Source organism: Collinsella sp. AM42-18AC, from assembly GCF_003467965.1.
Taxonomy (GTDB): Bacteria; Actinomycetota; Coriobacteriia; order Coriobacteriales; family Coriobacteriaceae; genus Collinsella.
Map to the genome: position 1 here is coordinate 18,920 of NZ_QSFY01000016.1, position 15,464 is coordinate 34,383.

Genomic DNA, 15,464 nt, shown 5'->3' on the forward strand with positions numbered 1-15,464 from the left:
GTAATTGTCGCAAAAGGAGTGCGGGCATGATGGCTCAACTTGGCGAGCGGCGCGGGATTAAACATGGAATGAAAGGCACGGCACTGGCGCGGCGGGGTATGCTGGAGGGGACCATCAACCCAGCGAAAGGGGAGAGCATGACGGATCAGGAAACGCCCGAGCGCGCGCATGTGACGGCCGACGATATCGAGGCCGCTAACGACCTTATCGACTTTATCGAGGCATGCCCCAGCATGTTTCATACGGCGGCGACCATTATGGCCGAGCTCGACGAGGCGGGCTTTACCTACCTGCCCGAGAACGCGGCGTGGGACATCGAGCCGGGCGGGCGTTATTACACGCAACGCAACACCTCGAGCGTTGTTGCCTTTAAAGTGGGCGAGGACCTGGCCGCGACGTGGGGCGAGGACGGCGTTGCCGGCGACTATCATTTTCAGCTTGCGGCGTCGCACAGCGATTCGCCGACGTTTAAGGTCAAAGCCGTGCCCGAGCTCGACGGTGCGGGCGAGACGCTGCGCCTGAACACCGAGGCCTACGGCGGCATGATCGACTATACGTGGTTTGATCGTCCGCTGGCGCTCGCGGGCCGCGTGCTGGTGCGCGAGGGCGACCGCATCGAGAGCCGCCTGCTTGCCACCGAGCGCGAGGTCGCTATTATTCCGAGCCTTGCTATCCATATGAACCGCGGCGTTAACGAGGGCTTTGCTCCCAATCGCGCCGTCGACCTGTGCCCGCTCATCAGCGCCGGTGACCTTAAGCAGGGAGATTTTGACGCCCTGATCGCCGACGAACTGGACGTTGAGCTCGAGCAAATTTTGGGCCGCGATCTGTTCCTGGTCAATCGTCAGGATGCGCGCATTTGGGGCTGGGCCGACGAGTTTATCTCGACGCCCAAGCTCGACGACCTGGCCTGCGCCTACACCTCGCTGCAGGCATTTTTGGGTGCCGAGAACGCGCACGACGTTTCGGTCTTCTGCTGCTTTGATAATGAGGAGGTTGGCTCCGAGACCAAGCAGGGCGCCATGTCGACGTTCTTGGCCGATGCGCTGCGCCGCATTAACGGCTCGCTGGGCTTTGACGACGAGTCGTACCACCGTGCGCTTGCCGCTTCGATGCTCGTGAGCTGCGACAACGCGCATGCCGTGCACCCCAACCACGCCGAGAAGTGCGACGCCCGCAACCAGGTTGTGCTCAACGGCGGCATCGTCATCAAGGAGGCCGCCAACCAGCACTACTGCACCGATGCCTTTAGTCGCGCGGTGTTCCAGGCCATCTGCGATGACGCCGACGTGCCCACGCAGGCCTTCGCAAACAAGAGCGATATGGCGGGTGGCTCCACGCTCGGCAACCTGTCGAACATGCAGGCGAGCATGCATGCCGTGGACGTGGGCCTGCCGCAGCTTGCCATGCACTCGAGCTACGAGACCGGCGGCGTGCGCGACGTGATGTACGCCATCCGCGCCCTCACCGCCTTCTACGAGCGCAACCTAACCATCAACGGCGCCGAAAGCGTGGAACTCTAAATGCGAGCCGAAGAAATGAAGGCCGAGCGTGGGGCTTAGCTTATTGATCGGGGTTTACAGCTGTTCGTCGCCGCTTGCCATGAGTCAGGGGTCGACGTGTCCAAGGCGCGACCAACGAGTGCTGAAGAACTCAAGCGTAACGCCTATTCGGACCGCTATGACGAGGAGACGGACTGGCTCTAATAAGCGAAGTGTCGAAAACGCTAGATGTATGTTTGATATCACTTTGGCGAGAGTGTCGCAGACAGAACTACCGGTATGGCGCAAGCCAACCTGACCCCATTGCACCAAACCTACCAAAAAGGGACAGGTTTATTTTGGCAGGTTTTATCTGGGCAAATGCCACAACGCCAACGGCAAGACGGAACTGCTAAGGCTTGCAGATGAAGCCGGCGCCAGCGAAACGCCGCAGGTAGAGCGCACGCCAGCGAGAGCCCGCCGTTTGAGCCAAGGTGCCGTGAAATGAAAAGGCGCTGACCTTCTGGTCGCGCCTTTGAAATTGAACGGCAGATTGGCCAAACGGCGGGCTCGCAGCGTCGAGGGGTTCCGGCGTTTGGTAAAACGCCGGAACAAATTAATGCTCAATCCAACAACGTAGTGTCTCGCCAGCCTGAAGATGACGTAGATTCTCGGCGGCGATGTCGACCACGTTGTTGAGCGTGGCTGCCAGGTGGAACCAACCGGAGACGTGCGGCGTGATGAGCATGTTGGGCGCATCCCACAGGGGGCTTGTCTCAGGCAGCGGCTCGGGGTCGGTGACGTCGACCGCGGCGCCGGCGAGATGCCCCGACTCCAGGGCGGCAACTAAGTCGTCGGCAACTACAAGGTCTCCGCGGCCGCCGTTAGCAAAGAAGGCGCCCGGCTTCATTGCGGCGAAGAACTCGGCATTCGCAAGACCGCGGGTCTCGGGCGTGCTGGGCATAAAGGATGCGACGATATCAGCCTCGGCCAGGCGCTCGGACAGGGCGTCCATGCCGTCCATGTCCTCAAATACAATGGGGTAGACGAGCGGATGACGCTTGATGCCGCGGACATGCGCGCCCATGTTGCGGCAGAGCGTGGCGAAGTGACCGCCAATGTCGCCCGCGCCCAGCACCAGCACATTGGCATTTTTGAGCGAGGTGACCGGGCCCAAGTCCTCCCAGCGATGCTGGCGCTGCAAGTCGTGATAGCCGGGCAAGCGCTTCATCATGGAAAGGACCATGGCAAATATGTGTTCGCTCACGGCCTGACCGTAGGCGCCGATTGAGCAAGACAGCTTGGCTTCAGCCGGCACGGTGCCGGCGGCAAGGTAGTCGTCATAGCCCGCGGTCTGCAGTTGCAGCAGTTGAAGGTGCTCGCATGCGGGGAGCATGGCAGGGTCAACGTTGCCCAGAATCACGTCGGCGTCAGCGACTTGCTCGTGCGTGACAGCGTCGGCGCTCGTGTAGATAAAGTCCTCGCCCGGAGCGCTCGACTCAAGAATTGCGCGATGACGGTCGTTGACGGGCAGCAAAACCAGGATGTTCACAGGCAGTCCTCTCCGCTCAACCTGCCAAAAAAGGGACAGGTTTATTTTGGCGGGTTTTATCAGGCAAAATGTTCAAATAAAACGCTGGATGCAAGACGAGCGTGCCCGTCAGCATCCGACGCATCTACAGCTACCAGCTGAGCAGTTCGTAGCCGTCCTCGGTCACCACGAGCTGTACCTCGCACTGGGCCGAATCGCTGCCGTCCTTGGTGCGCACGCACCAGCCGTCGCCCTTGCTAATCTTGATGTCGGGCGCTCCGGCATTGACCATAGGCTCGATGGTAAAGACCATGCCCGGGGCCATGATGGTATCCACATCGGGCGCCTCGGTGGTAAAGCCCACAAATGGGTCTTCGTGGAACTCCTTACCGATGCCGTGTCCGCCGTACTCGCGCACCACGCTAAAACCGGCGTCCTCGACGGTCTTTTGCACGGCCTCGGCCATAACGGACAGTGGCAGCCATGGCTTGACGGCCGCCAGACCCGCTTCCACGCTGGCGCGGGTGACATCGACCAGGCGCTGGCGCTCGGCCGAGACCTCGCCGATGCAGAACATGCGGCTCGAGTCGCTAAAGTAGCCGTCTAGGATCGTGGAACAGTCCACGTTGATGATGTCGCCCTCGTGCAGCACGTCCGTATCGCAGGGAATGCCGTGGCAGACCACATCATTGATCGAGGTGCACACGCTCTTGGGGTAGCCCTCGTAGTTGAGGTCGGCCGGCGTGCCACCGTGCTCGACGGTGTAGTCGTAGATCATCTGGTCGATCTGGTTGGTGGTCATGCCTGCGGCGATATGCTCGCCCACATAATCGAGCACGCCCACGTTGATGGCTGCCGAGCGCTTGATGCCCTCGATATCGGCGGGAGTCTTGTAGAGCGTGCGAGGCAGAACCTCCCAGCCTTCTTCCCACAAGCGCTCGAGGCGCTCATCAAAGGCGCTATGGCATTTCTTGTATTTCTTGCCGCTGCCGCACCAGCAAGCGTCGTTGCGGCCGGGCACGGGTCTTTTGTCATACATGGCTAACTTCCTTTCGTTCGCAGCTAGTATAGCCCACCCACGCGGCCATAAAAGTTGCGGTGATATAGTTCCGATTTAAGCGGTTTAACAGCACAAATAGGAACTATATCACCGCAACTGATGGGGCGGGATGGCGGGCACTAGCTGCTGCGTGGTTTTGCTAGTAGCTCACCTGGCAGGGAATACCGAGGGCGCGCACGCGCGCGGCAATGGCGTCGAGTACCTCGGGCACTGCTTTGGCAAGGCCGGCGACCGGTGTCTCGCGCGCCACCGTGTAGATGGTCGCCTCCTGCGGGCGAATGCGCTCAAGCGCCGCGAGCCAGGGGGCAACGTACTCCTCGCCGGTGTTGTCGATGGGCTTGCCCCGGTACTCACCGCTCAAAAACATCGTCTGGATAATAACGTGACCGTTAAAGCTTGCGAACGTCTCGATCTGGTGCTTGACGTCGTAGGGGCCAACGGGCTGGTCGAGCAGCTGGATAAACGCCGGGTCGACGGTATCGAGCTTAAGAATGTTGTCGTCGACCATCATGAGCGCGTCGTGCACCTCGGGGCGCTCGGCGCGCGTGCCGTTGGAGAGCACGGCGATCTTGGAGTTTGGGGCAAGCTCGTCGCGCAGCGCGACGGCGCCGGCAATGGCCTGCGGAAACTCCGGTGCGGCGGTGGGCTCGCCGTTGCCTGCGAAGGTGATCACATCGGGGAGCTCGCCCTCGGCTGCCATCTCGCGCAGCTTTGCCTCGAGTGCATCGAGCACCACGGCAGCCGTGTTATACGGCTCGTGGCAGGGGCGCTCGGCGTTGAGGCCGTTTTCGCAGTAAATGCAGTCGAACGTGCAGATTTTGCCGCTGGCCGGCATCATGTTGACGCCGAGCGAGAGACCAAGGCGACGGCTGCGAACGGGTCCAAAGATGGGGCTGGCATTCAAAAATGTAGACATAGGCATATGCTCCTCAAGACTATTGCGCCTAAGCATAGCATCGGCTCCAAAGCGAGGTGCGGGCTCTTGCTTTACAAGTTTCGTTTTTTCACGTCGCTCATGATGCCGTGCCATGAAAAGCCTCGGGTCGGGTACAGTTAATCTGTTAACAAGTCGTAAGGCAATGCGGGACCATTCAGCCGTACTGACGTGCAATTGGATGGGCATTGATGATGGGGGCACAACATGGATTTTACGGTCGAGAATGCGGGCACCACGATTGCCTGTCGCGAATATGCCGGCCCGGATGTGTCGCCTGATACTCCTGCCTTGGTGTGCGTGCACGGCGCTTGTGTTGACGGCACATTTTTCGACGGCATCGCTTGTGAGCTCAGCCGCAACTACCGCGTAATTGCCTACGACCGCCGCGGCTGTGGTGGCAGCAGCGAAGCGGCAGACGGCAGCTATGATCTTGCCGCTCAGGCCGCCGACCTGCAGGCCGTGATCGAACACGTTGGCGCTCCGACAAATGTGCTTGCGCACAGCGCCGGTACGTTGGTAGCGCTGGAGCTTCTTCGCACTGAACCCCATCTCGTCGCCCGTGCGATTCTGCATGAGCCGGCTGTGTCGGCCGAAGGCGTCGGCATGGGCGCAGCTCCGGTTTTGCTCGATATGATTGCGGCTGGAAAGGTTTCAAGGGCGCTCCGGCTTTTCTTGGGAGCCCTCGGCGACTTGGACCCCGAGGCTCCTGGAACGACCGAGGCAGAAGCCAAGCATGCCCTGCGCAACGGCCGCAGTTTCATGGCAAACGAATACGGGATTACTATGACCTGCGTTCCCGATTGGGATAGCGTTCGCGCGTCGAAAACGGTGGCCGCCGTGCTCCTAGGCGAGCTCTCGATTGGCACGCCCCGCGAGGCTGGCACGCGAGCGGCTGCCGAATATCTCGATTGCCCTCTCGTGACGATCCCGGGCGCGCATAACGGTCTGCGCGATCGCCCGGCAGCGGCTGCCCGGGCTGTCCGTGGCATCCTGGGGCTCTAGCATCCGCAATAGCCAAAGCAGGCTTCATCCGCAAACGTTTCGGCCGTATTAACAAACGTGCTCAAAACCTCGCGTCTGCGGCTTCAATCGCGCCGTCTGCCAACTCATAAGAATGTGGCAGCATTCACGTACTTACCTGCATCGACAAGGTGTTACCCTTGTAACATTTGGAACCCACCGCTCCATGCGAAACTATCGAAAGGGCCCCATATGCTCAATAATCACGAGGTCAATCTAACCGACGAGGAGGCTGCCGTCGAGGTCGCCCGCGTCGCGAAGACCTACCCCGTGGTGCGTTTACTGTCGGCCGATCAGATTAAGAGTGAGCCTAACTGCTTGCTCGCCGGCGATCGCTGCCCTTGTCTGCGTCAGTCGAGTCTTGAGGCTTTGGCAGACTCCGATGAGGTGTCGGAGCAACTGCTCAATGATGGCACTGAGTACCGCGCCCGTCTACGCCCTCTGAAGGTCGAGGGCGAGCCTCACGTCTTGCTGATGGTGCGTCCGATTGATGAGCAAGAGGCCGCGGAAGAGGACCTTGTCTACACCGACGTGCTGACGAGCGTGCGCAATCGCCGATATTACGAGGAAAAGCTTCGCAGCGCCCGCATGAATGCCGGCGTTGCGATGATCGACGTTGATGATTTTAGGGCCTTCAACGATACGTGTGGCCGTCATGCCGGCGACCTTGCGCTCGGTGCTGTGGCGACAGCCATACGCAGCGGAATCCGTTCGACTGACGAGCTTGTGCGCTATGGCTGCGACAAGTTTGTGGTTGTCATGCCCAATATTCCCTCCGATGACTTCACCCGTCGCCTGCATCAGGTGTCCGATGCCGTTCATTCCACGATTATTCCGGGCCATGAGTACGTGAGCTTGACGGCATGTGTTGGTGGCGTTCGCATTCATGGCGAGACGGTCGATGAGGGCGTTGGCCGCGCTGCTCAGTTACTGAGCCGCGCTAAGGCAAAAGCCGGTACGGTCGTGACCGATGCCGATTCCATCGAGGCCTTCCAAAGCGAAAAGCCTTTGGTGCTTATCGCCGATGACTCCGAGATGAACCGAGCCATTCTCAGCGAGATGCTCAAGGACGAGCATTGCATCCTCGAGGCCGATAACGGTCGTGCGGCGCTCGACATGGTCGACCGCTATGGCGATGAGTTGTCGCTCGTGCTGCTGGACATTGTGATGCCGGGCATAAGCGGCTTTGAGGTGCTGGCCGATCTGTCGCGCCGATCGGGTATCGATAATCTGCCTGTCATCATGATTTCGAGCGAAGATTCCGATGATGCGGTTCTGCGCGCGTATGAGCTGGGTGCCTCGGACTATATCAACCGCCCGTTTGACTCCCGTGTCGTGCGCCGCCGCGTAAGCAACACCATCCGCCTGTACGCCAAACAGCGCCGCCTGACGAACCTGCTGTCCCAACAGTACAACGAGCGCGTCAAGAACAGTCGCATGCTCATCGACATCATGGCCGGCGTCATGGAGCTTCGCAACGGCGAGAGCGGTAGGCACGTTACGAACATCGAAAAGCTGACCGAGCTGCTGCTTGGCTATCTGGTCCAGCGTAGCGGCACGATCTCCCTCGACAATGAGGAACGCTCCACGATCGCCCTGGCTTCGGCGCTGCACGATATCGGCAAGATGTCGATTGACGATGCGATCCTCAACAAGCCCGGGCGCCTCACGCCCGAGGAATTCGAGATTATGAAGACGCATACCACGATTGGCGCCGATATGCTGCTTAAGCTGGGTAGCCATCACGCCGGCAATGCGCTTATGGAATATGCGTACCAGATTGCGCGTTGGCATCACGAGCGCTGGGACGGCAAGGGTTATCCCGATGGCCTTAAGGGCGACGAAATTCCCATCGCCGCGCAGGTGGTTTCGGTGGCTGACGTGTACGATGCACTGACGAGCGTGCGCGTGTACAAGGACGCTATCCCGCACGAGGAGGCGATCCAGATGATCCTGGACGGTAAGTGCGGCACCTTTAACCCGCTGCTGCTCGATTGCCTGCTCGAGGTGCAAGACCAAATTGCCGAGACGTTGGCACGCCCCGCCGACGTCGTCGCGTTTCCCACGATTTAGTTTGACCAAAGGAGTTTTTAATCCATGATTTCCATGCGTGAGGCGTATGAGAAGATCGGCGCTAATTATGACGACGCGTGCGCTCGGCTGATGGGCGGGGAAATGCTTGCCCGCTTTGCCCTCAAGTTTTTGGATGACGAGAGCATGGGCAAGCTGGAGGCCGCCATGGCGGCAGGAGACGCCGAAGGTGCGTTTATGGCAGCGCACACGCTCAAGGGCGTGAGCCAGAACCTGGGATTCGATAATCTGTACGAGCCGGCGGTTGTGGTGACCGAAGCGCTGCGCGGCGCCGATGCCGTTGACGGCGCTCGCGAGGGAATGCATGCGCTGCAGCAGCAATATGCGGCAACGATGTCGGCCTTGCGCGAGGCGGCCGAGTAAGAGCTCGCGAGCTTTGATGACTATGAGAGTTGATAATCTCCCGTTTTAGGCCCGGTGGCGGCCTCAAAGTGGGAGATTGTCCACTCTCGTTCGATACATGTCCAAAAATCCACTCTCACCCCTTCTGATTAGTGAATGGCCCATGCGCACTGGCGGGGCTTTCCGCATGCAATCCATATCGTTGTTCGATAAACTGTTCGAATAACGATAGAGTCGATGAGGGTGAGTGTATGTCCAACAGCGTTCAGCGTATGGCCAAGGCGGGCGAAAATATCAGGAAGCTTGGTTTTTGCATGGCAGCCGTTTTTGCAGGGATGCTCGTCGCTTTTGCCGCGTTGGTTGTTTACGTGATCTGGTATGCGGTTGCAAACGTTGTTTCTGTCGATTCTTTCGGTGTCGTGACGCTTCTCGATGGCGGGAGCATCGTTATCCCAAGCGGGCTGTGCCTGGCACTCGTCGTGGGTGTTTCGCTTGTCGTTTTGTGCGGAATCAGCCATAACATCTCTCGGGGCGTCTCGCCCTTTACCAAGGCGCATGTGCGGCTTATCCGTGTTCTCGCGCTTGCCTTTGCTGTTAACGCCGCGGTTTCGCTTGTTGGTGCCTATGGATCGGTCAATCTCACCATTGGCGGACTGGAGCTTTACATTGTGCCTCATTCCTTCGTTATTGAGATTTGCCAAGGCGCTACCTTTGATGCGGGGTCGTTTATCGGCGCAGTTGTCTGTTTGTTTATCTCGGCGATCTGGAGTTATGCCTCGCTGCTCCAAGAGCAGTCTGACGAGCTTGTGTAGGAGGAAACATGAGCTATCTCATCATCGAGCTTGAGACGCAGCTGCTTAAGACCGGAAAGACCAGTGCTGATCTGATTCGAGCGACGGGGCATACTCCGGCTAATATTTCAAAGCTTAGAAACGGAAAGATAAAAGCTATTCGCCTAAAGACGCTCCTCGATATCTGTGATGAGCTTGATTGTCAACCGGGAGATATTATTCAGCGCGTGAGCGAGAAAGAGCTCGAGGAACTTATTGTCGAGCGCGCGAAGAATGCCGTGAGGCAGATGCGGGATGGCAGAGGCAATGAGGCGTCGCTTCCGACATCGGTCTTCGCTGTCGATTTGAGCGACGAGTAGCTTAAGGCGAACAACTAAAACGAAATATCAGCGTGAAGGGACCCGTGTCTAACACGGGTTCTTTCTTTTAGATTATCTTGACAAATATGTGTTATCGAAAAACAATAACAATTATGTAAAACGATAAAGTAAAGAAGGAACGATATGAGCGGTTTTGTTATCAAGCAGAACGGGAGGCCAATGAGCGCATCAACGATAAAGCTATCAAAGGTGTCAAAGCGCTATGGAAAACGGCGTGTGTTGCATGACGTTTCCTTCGAGGTGGGTCAGTCTGAGCTTTGCGCCCTTGTTGGTGCAAACGGGGCGGGTAAAAGCACGCTTATCAAAATAGTGCTGGGCCTCTGTGGGCCATCGTCGGGGAGTGTGGAGCTCTTTGGAGGCAAGTCGAAAAAAGAGCTGAGTCTGATGCGGACGCGTGTCGGCTATGTGCCAGATTCCAGCGGAGCATACCAATCCCTCAGTGCGGCTGAGAATCTTCGGATCCGATGTGCGGAATGGGGGCTCGATGAGAAACGTGAGGTTCCTCGCGTTTTGAGCCTTGTCGGGCTGGACGTCGATGAGAAAAAGAGCGTGGGCAGTTTTTCTCTGGGGATGAAACGGCGGCTGGATATAGCTACGGCTTTGTTGGGCGATACCGACGTACTCATTTTCGATGAGCCGGCAAATGGATTGGATCCGTTGGGCATCGAGAGTATATGGGCCCTTATCGGTCGATTGAATCAAGAACAGGGCAAAACCATGCTTATCTCTAGCCACGACTTGGATGAGCTGGCATCGGTTGCAACATGCTGCCTGTTTCTTCATGACGGCGAACTGCTGAAAAAGGAATCGATGGACGTCATAAGGGATGAGGCGTCGTCCTTAAAAGAGTATTACAGGCGCTTGATGAAGGCGGTCTCGCTATGAAGCGGGCGATCCATCCCATAAAGGCAGATATGATGCGTTTGTACAGGATGTTTCCGGCGAAGCTTGGTCTTGCGCTTATGCTGGCGTTCGGCCTTCTCTTCGGTGTCTTTCTAAAAAACGGAACAACGTTGCTCGCCTTTGGCAATAGCGTTTTTGGGGAGGATATTGGTTTCGTCTGGAATGTAATCGATCCTTCTGCACCCGATGAGTCCCTTGTGCGCAGTGCTTTTGCCGGCACCTCTCTGTTCGTTCCGCTCATCGTTTGCCTGGCGATTTTACAGGAGCGCGGCTATGAAGAGGGATACCGAATTTCTTCAGCAAGAGGTCTTACCCGCTTTTATGGGGCTCTAGCTCATGCGCTTTCGTCTGCTTTAATAATTGGCGCAGCATATAGTGCGCTTTGCTTTCTTCTGTTTGCAATAGCCATAATACGTGGAGGGCATAGCTACGCGCATGGCATGCTGGCTGCATTTTTGCCTGCAATGATAGTCAACACCGTATTGGTGATATCGGTTGCGCTGGAGACGGTGACCATCTATCGGATTACAGGCAGCGCTGTATTGAGCGGGGCTGCAATAATAATCGGATTTGTCATGAGCTTGACGCTCTACGGAGCCTTCCTTCAGGCACCTATACCATCCTTGCGATGGATCTTCTTCCTTCCTGGGCCGTACCTTGGAGTCGGATGCGCCCTTGGGTATAGCGATATGGGGCAACTGGCGCTTCTGGGCTATGGCGTGGCAGCCAGCTGTTTATCGGTATTGATTTACGCTCTCGTGAGCTTTCGTGCTGGGGGTGTGCTCAATGGCTCGTCAGATTAAAAGATTCCTCCATTCAGAATTGAAGCACGTGAGTAAATGGACGTACGCCTTAATCCCGGTAATTTATGCGTGCATGGTGGTATTGCAGCTTAATTCTTTCCCGATGTGGTTCTGCAGCCTCCGTGAGAACAGTTTCTTGGGCTTCTTCCCAGACCCGACGCTTCGGCTATCGGCGGAGGATGTCCTTCTATTTGGTAATGCAGAGGTTTTTCGCGGTCTGCTGTTCAACGTAGCCCCGTTGGCTCATGCATTGTTCTTTCCGTTCATCGCGGCTTGTATTGTGCCGCGCTTTGTCAGTTCGGGCTTTGTCGAGGAACCGTGGGGGCTGTCGGAGGCTCGGGGAGGGAGGCGGGCGTGCGTTACCGTTGCGCGAACGGTGCTGTCTTCTTTCGCCCTTTTGGGCGCTTTTGTCCTGTCGAGCGTCGTTTTGTACTGCCTTAACTGCGCAATCGTTTTAGATGCTCAACAGCATCTCAACCTGCATGTATTTTACTATCGACTTGTTCTTGCAGCTGTTGCCTGCCTTGCATACGTGGTCTCTTGCGTGATCGTTGTTTCCTACTTTGGATCCGGCTTCGGTCCGATTGGCATGCTGTTGCTTGTCAACGTCGTAGCGATCTACATACAGGTCGGGGCCAATTCCATGCTTCCGCTTCCGTCCTCGATGCTCATGTGGATTTGCGGCGTAACCCCGTTGGAGGATAGTCAATGCACCTCGATTTTAATTGACTGTCTCATAAACGTAGCAAGTGTTTTTGCCATTTGCTTTACCGTCGACCGATTACGGTCGAGATTACTTTGATTGTTTGTGAGGGATAATCATACCGAGCATATCAAATACAGGGGGCGGGCACCGTAGCTGGTGTCCGCCCCCCTGGCTTAGGAGGCTTTAACCTGAGTGGTTCGCGAGCTAGCGGGCCTGCTTTACCTTGGCCGCTGCTTCGACAAACGACTTCCACAGGTTAAAGTCGGTCTCGAGTGTCTTCCACGTGTACTCAGGGTGCCATTGCACGCCCAAGCAGAATGGCTGGCCTTCGACCTCGATGCACTCGGGAACGCCGTCGGTTGCCTTGGCGACCAAACGCGTGCTCTTACCCAGATGATCGACGCAGCAGTGGTGTGCGGAGTTGGTCTGGATCAGCCTGTGCCCGCCAAGCGCGCGCTCCAACAGCGAGCCCGGCATGACCTCGACGGGATGCACGGGGTCGTTGAGCACGTGGGTATGGCGCCACTGCGTGCGGCCCTCGCGAGCGCCCAGGCTTGGCACGTCCATGCACAGGGTGCCGCCAGTGGCGACATTGAGCAACTGCGTGCCGCGGCAGGTGGTAAAGAGCGGCTTTTTGGCACGGAGCACCTCGCCGACCAGCTTAAACTCAAAGCTATCGCGAATCTCGCAGCAGAGGGTGGGGTCGTAGGGTCGATCATCGCCCCAGCGCTTGGGGTTGACGTCCGGGCCGCCGGGAATGGCGATGCCGTCGGCGATATCGACGTAATGACGGATAACCTCAGTGTCCTCGGTGATGGACATCTGCAGCGGCAGGCCGCCGGCGGCAAGGATGGCATCGACAAAGACACTTGCGATTTCCTCGTTGGGGGAGAGCGTTTCGCTTAAAAACGGCTTCGCCTCTTCCCAGCGCGGCGCTACCAGGATGAGCGGACGGTCGGCGGGGGCAACGTCGACGTGCGGGGTATAGGACGAGGAAGTACGGGTTCCGATCATAGGTGCTGCTTTCGAGTTTGGATGGTCATGGCGAGCAGATATGGCAATGGGGTTAGTGGCCCTTGATGGAGTTGAGGAAGTCCTGGGCGCGCTGGGTCTTGGGGTGGTCGAAGAACTCGTCGGGCGTGCCGGTTTCCACGATTTGGCCGTCGGCCATAAACACGACGCGGTCGGCTACGCGGCGGGCAAAGTTCATCTCGTGGGTGATGACGATCATCGTCATACCCTGCTGGGCCAGGCGAACCATGACCTCGAGCACCTCATTGATCATCTCGGGGTCAAGGGCGCTCGTGGGCTCGTCGAAGAGCATGGCCTTGGGCTGCATGGCGAGCGAACGGGCGATGGCGACGCGCTGCTGCTGGCCGCCCGAGAGCTGTGCAGGCACCTTATCGGCCTGCTCGGCAACACCCACGCGGCCCAGCAGGTCCATGGCGCGCTCGCGGGCCTCGTCCTTGGAGACGCCCAGCACATCGACCGGTCCCAGCATGACGTTTTGCAGTACGGTCATATGTGCGAACAGGTTGAACTGCTGAAACACCATGCCCAGCTCGGCGCGCATGCGGGCAAGGTCCTTGCCTTCCTGCGGCAGAGGCTCGCCCTCGATGAGGATCTCGCCCGAGTCGATGGTTTCCAGACGGTTGATGGTTCGGCACATGGTCGACTTGCCCGAGCCCGAGGGACCAATCACCACGACGACCTCGCCGCGGTCGACCGAGAGATTGATGTCGTTGAGGACGTGCAGGTCGCCATAGTGCTTATCGACGTGCCTGAGCTCGATCAGCGGCTGATTGCCGGTGGAAGAAGTGCTCTGTGCCATGGTGCTCGGCTCCTTATGACTCGAAGTGATAAATCGTTAGCGGATGATGGTCGCGCCGGTCTTGTGCGAGACGTAGACGGCGGCCTTGTTGATCGCGACGTTGATGAGGATATAGATGACCGCGATCACCAGGTAGACCGACACGAGGGCATCGTAGTTGGTAATGAGCACGCGGGCATTTTGCATGAGGTCGGGGTAGCTCACCACGTAGGCGACGGTGGTGTCTTTGACGACGACCACAAGCTGCGAAATCAACGACGGAATGATAAACCGAATAGCCTGCGGCAGGACGATTTTAAAGGTGATTTTAGCTTTGGAGAGACCGAGTGCCTGGGCAGCCTCGACCTGGCCGCGCGGTACGGCGTTGACGCCGGCACGGAAGATTTCGGCCAGTACACCGGCTGCGGCGAGCGCGACGGGAAGCGTGAGCATCCAAAACGACGGCAGCGCAATCTTGTACTGGGGCAGCACCAAAAAGAAGAAGTAGATGAACAGAAGGCTCGGCACGCCGCGGAAGAAATCGGTGAGCACGCGGCAGACCAGCTGCAGCGGCTTAATGTCGCTGGTGCGACCGAGCATAAGGGCAAGGCCGAGCACCAGCGCGATGGCGCCAGCGGTGAGTGCGACTTTAACGGTGCCCTCAAAGCCGGCAAGCAGGAACTTCCAAGTGGTGAGGTGCGTAAAGAAATACCAATAGTGGACCGAAAGCTGGCCGGTCACATAAAAGCGCTGCAGTACCAGGACGGCGAGCGCGGCGACGGCAACAAGTGAGATGGCGGTGCCGATGCGAATCTTGGCGCGCATCTTGGGGCCGGGAGCCTCGTAGAGCGCATCGCGCATGGTGAGCGCGGGAGAGGAGTGCTTGCTCATCGGAGGATCCTCACCTTCTTATCGATGTAGTTGCCAATGTGGCTTACCACAAAGGCCGTGCCCAGGTAGCCGAGCGCCGAGATAAAGAACGCGGCAACGCCGCCGAGCGAGCGCGTGTTGATGTAGCTCACCACGCCGGTGAGCTCCTGGGGTTTAAGCGGCACCTGACTGCCGAGCGCGGTGGTGAGCATGACGGCGATAAAGAGGTTAGTCATGGGCAGCACGCTCGAGCGCAGCGCTTGCGGAATCACGATCTTGGCGAGGATGCGGCTAAAGTTCATGCCCAGCGAGCGTGCGGCTTCCACCTGGCCGACACCGACGGTGTTGATGCCGCTCATAAAGTTCTCGGAGCCAAAGGCCGAGCCCAAAAGGACCGTGGCGACGATAACGCAGGTGCGGTAGGGCAGAACGACCTTGAGCGGCGGCAGCGCATAGACGACGATGATGAGCAGCGCGATGCCGGGGATGTTACGGAAGACCTGGACATACAGGTCGCCAAAGACGCGCAGCGGCTTGAGCGGCGACACGCGCATCACGGTGACGGCGACGGCCAGCACCATGGCGATGACAAACGACTCAAGCGTCATGCCCCAGGTTGCTAGCAGCGCGTCGATATAGTTCTGGCCATAGAGCGACCAGAGTTCGGAGAGACTCATGCGGACCTCCCGCCGATAAGGAAAGGGGCTCCCGTGTGTACGGAAGCCCCGACAACTCTGTG

Annotated in this window: 16 protein-coding genes; 9 read left to right on the top strand and 7 right to left on the bottom strand. The window is 58.2% G+C overall.

Going from position 1 to position 15,464, the window contains the following annotated elements; all coding sequences use genetic code 11:
* Positions 1-137: 137 nt before the first annotated feature.
* Positions 138-1,523 (top strand): M18 family aminopeptidase, encoded by a 1,386-nt coding sequence (locus DW913_RS08765; RefSeq protein ID WP_233542040.1) that lies wholly within the window; start codon positions 138-140, stop codon positions 1,521-1,523.
* 574 nt (positions 1,524-2,097) lie between these two features.
* Here the strand turns inward: DW913_RS08765 and DW913_RS08770 are convergent.
* The 3 genes from DW913_RS08770 to DW913_RS08780 all read right to left on the bottom strand — a co-directional run bounded on the left by DW913_RS08770 (position 2,098) and on the right by DW913_RS08780 (position 4,988).
* A complete protein-coding gene (locus DW913_RS08770) occupies positions 2,098-3,033 on the bottom strand; it encodes a D-2-hydroxyacid dehydrogenase (protein WP_117798258.1) in 936 nt (311 codons plus the stop codon).
* Between the two features lie 130 nt (positions 3,034-3,163).
* Positions 3,164-4,051, bottom strand: coding sequence for a type I methionyl aminopeptidase (gene map, locus DW913_RS08775; protein ID WP_117798259.1), 888 nt, complete (start codon positions 4,049-4,051; stop codon positions 3,164-3,166).
* Between the two features lie 160 nt (positions 4,052-4,211).
* On the bottom strand, positions 4,212-4,988 hold the full coding sequence (locus DW913_RS08780; protein WP_117798260.1) for a radical SAM protein: 777 nt from the start codon (positions 4,986-4,988) through the stop codon (positions 4,212-4,214).
* 225 nt (positions 4,989-5,213) lie between these two features.
* On the opposite strand from DW913_RS08780, the gene DW913_RS08785 reads away from it, so the two are divergent.
* The 8 genes from DW913_RS08785 to DW913_RS08820 all read left to right on the top strand — a co-directional run bounded on the left by DW913_RS08785 (position 5,214) and on the right by DW913_RS08820 (position 12,141).
* On the top strand, positions 5,214-6,011 hold the full coding sequence (locus tag DW913_RS08785) for an alpha/beta fold hydrolase (RefSeq protein ID WP_117563848.1): 798 nt from the start codon (positions 5,214-5,216) through the stop codon (positions 6,009-6,011).
* A gap of 210 nt (positions 6,012-6,221) precedes the next feature.
* A complete protein-coding gene (locus tag DW913_RS08790) occupies positions 6,222-8,102 on the top strand; it encodes a diguanylate cyclase (protein ID WP_117798261.1) in 1,881 nt (626 codons plus the stop codon).
* Between the two features lie 24 nt (positions 8,103-8,126).
* Positions 8,127-8,483: an Hpt domain-containing protein gene (locus tag DW913_RS08795; RefSeq protein WP_199407877.1), complete on the top strand. Its 357-nt coding sequence runs from the start codon at positions 8,127-8,129 to the stop codon at positions 8,481-8,483.
* 230 nt (positions 8,484-8,713) lie between these two features.
* Positions 8,714-9,274 (top strand): hypothetical protein, encoded by a 561-nt coding sequence (locus DW913_RS08800; RefSeq protein ID WP_117640224.1) that lies wholly within the window; start codon positions 8,714-8,716, stop codon positions 9,272-9,274.
* Positions 9,275-9,282: 8 nt separating this feature from the next.
* Entirely contained in the window at positions 9,283-9,612 is a 330-nt protein-coding gene (locus tag DW913_RS08805) for a helix-turn-helix transcriptional regulator (RefSeq protein WP_117798262.1), read from the top strand.
* A gap of 144 nt (positions 9,613-9,756) precedes the next feature.
* Positions 9,757-10,518 carry an ABC transporter ATP-binding protein gene (locus tag DW913_RS08810; protein ID WP_117798263.1) on the top strand — a complete coding sequence of 254 codons (762 nt, stop codon included), beginning with the start codon at positions 9,757-9,759 and terminating at the stop codon, positions 10,516-10,518.
* On the top strand, positions 10,515-11,339 hold the full coding sequence (locus tag DW913_RS08815) for a hypothetical protein (RefSeq protein ID WP_117798264.1): 825 nt from the start codon (positions 10,515-10,517) through the stop codon (positions 11,337-11,339). Before DW913_RS08810 ends, DW913_RS08815 begins: the two co-directional genes overlap by 4 nt.
* Positions 11,323-12,141 carry a hypothetical protein gene (locus DW913_RS08820; protein ID WP_117798265.1) on the top strand — a complete coding sequence of 273 codons (819 nt, stop codon included), beginning with the start codon at positions 11,323-11,325 and terminating at the stop codon, positions 12,139-12,141. The genes DW913_RS08815 and DW913_RS08820 overlap by 17 nt, the downstream gene beginning before the upstream one ends.
* A gap of 108 nt (positions 12,142-12,249) precedes the next feature.
* Here the strand turns inward: DW913_RS08820 and DW913_RS08825 are convergent, their stop codons facing one another.
* Genes DW913_RS08825 through DW913_RS08840 form a run of 4 tightly spaced genes read right to left on the bottom strand, consistent with a single transcriptional unit; the run spans position 12,250 to position 15,402 of the window.
* Positions 12,250-13,059, bottom strand: a complete 810-nt coding sequence (locus tag DW913_RS08825) for a gamma-glutamyl-gamma-aminobutyrate hydrolase family protein (protein ID WP_117798266.1) — start codon at positions 13,057-13,059, stop codon at positions 12,250-12,252.
* Between the two features lie 52 nt (positions 13,060-13,111).
* Complete coding sequence (locus DW913_RS08830; RefSeq protein WP_117798267.1) at positions 13,112-13,876, bottom strand: amino acid ABC transporter ATP-binding protein; 765 nt, start codon at positions 13,874-13,876, stop codon at positions 13,112-13,114.
* Between the two features lie 36 nt (positions 13,877-13,912).
* Positions 13,913-14,746: an amino acid ABC transporter permease gene (locus tag DW913_RS08835; RefSeq protein ID WP_006234893.1), complete on the bottom strand. Its 834-nt coding sequence runs from the start codon at positions 14,744-14,746 to the stop codon at positions 13,913-13,915.
* Entirely contained in the window at positions 14,743-15,402 is a 660-nt protein-coding gene (locus tag DW913_RS08840; protein ID WP_117798268.1) for an amino acid ABC transporter permease, read from the bottom strand. The genes DW913_RS08835 and DW913_RS08840 overlap by 4 nt, the downstream gene beginning before the upstream one ends.
* Positions 15,403-15,464 lie beyond the last annotated feature (62 nt).

What these genes read in the sequence shown, in the direction of transcription:
- DW913_RS08780 (WP_117798260.1), bottom strand. Translation starts at nt 4,988, where the DNA reads ATGTCTACATTTTTGAATGCCAGCCCCATCTTTGGACCCGTTCGCAGC.
- DW913_RS08765 (WP_233542040.1), top strand. Translation starts at nt 138, where the DNA reads ATGACGGATCAGGAAACGCCCGAGCGCGCGCATGTGACGGCCGACGAT.
- DW913_RS08810 (WP_117798263.1), top strand. Translation starts at nt 9,757, where the DNA reads ATGAGCGGTTTTGTTATCAAGCAGAACGGGAGGCCAATGAGCGCATCA.
- DW913_RS08815 (WP_117798264.1), top strand. Translation starts at nt 10,515, where the DNA reads ATGAAGCGGGCGATCCATCCCATAAAGGCAGATATGATGCGTTTGTAC.
- map (WP_117798259.1), bottom strand. Translation starts at nt 4,051, where the DNA reads ATGTATGACAAAAGACCCGTGCCCGGCCGCAACGACGCTTGCTGGTGC.
- DW913_RS08790 (WP_117798261.1), top strand. Translation starts at nt 6,222, where the DNA reads ATGCTCAATAATCACGAGGTCAATCTAACCGACGAGGAGGCTGCCGTC.
- DW913_RS08835 (WP_006234893.1), bottom strand. Translation starts at nt 14,746, where the DNA reads ATGAGCAAGCACTCCTCTCCCGCGCTCACCATGCGCGATGCGCTCTAC.
- DW913_RS08785 (WP_117563848.1), top strand. Translation starts at nt 5,214, where the DNA reads ATGGATTTTACGGTCGAGAATGCGGGCACCACGATTGCCTGTCGCGAA.
- DW913_RS08840 (WP_117798268.1), bottom strand. Translation starts at nt 15,402, where the DNA reads ATGAGTCTCTCCGAACTCTGGTCGCTCTATGGCCAGAACTATATCGAC.
- DW913_RS08825 (WP_117798266.1), bottom strand. Translation starts at nt 13,059, where the DNA reads ATGATCGGAACCCGTACTTCCTCGTCCTATACCCCGCACGTCGACGTT.
- DW913_RS08820 (WP_117798265.1), top strand. Translation starts at nt 11,323, where the DNA reads ATGGCTCGTCAGATTAAAAGATTCCTCCATTCAGAATTGAAGCACGTG.
- DW913_RS08800 (WP_117640224.1), top strand. Translation starts at nt 8,714, where the DNA reads ATGTCCAACAGCGTTCAGCGTATGGCCAAGGCGGGCGAAAATATCAGG.
- DW913_RS08805 (WP_117798262.1), top strand. Translation starts at nt 9,283, where the DNA reads ATGAGCTATCTCATCATCGAGCTTGAGACGCAGCTGCTTAAGACCGGA.
- DW913_RS08795 (WP_199407877.1), top strand. Translation starts at nt 8,127, where the DNA reads ATGATTTCCATGCGTGAGGCGTATGAGAAGATCGGCGCTAATTATGAC.
- DW913_RS08830 (WP_117798267.1), bottom strand. Translation starts at nt 13,876, where the DNA reads ATGGCACAGAGCACTTCTTCCACCGGCAATCAGCCGCTGATCGAGCTC.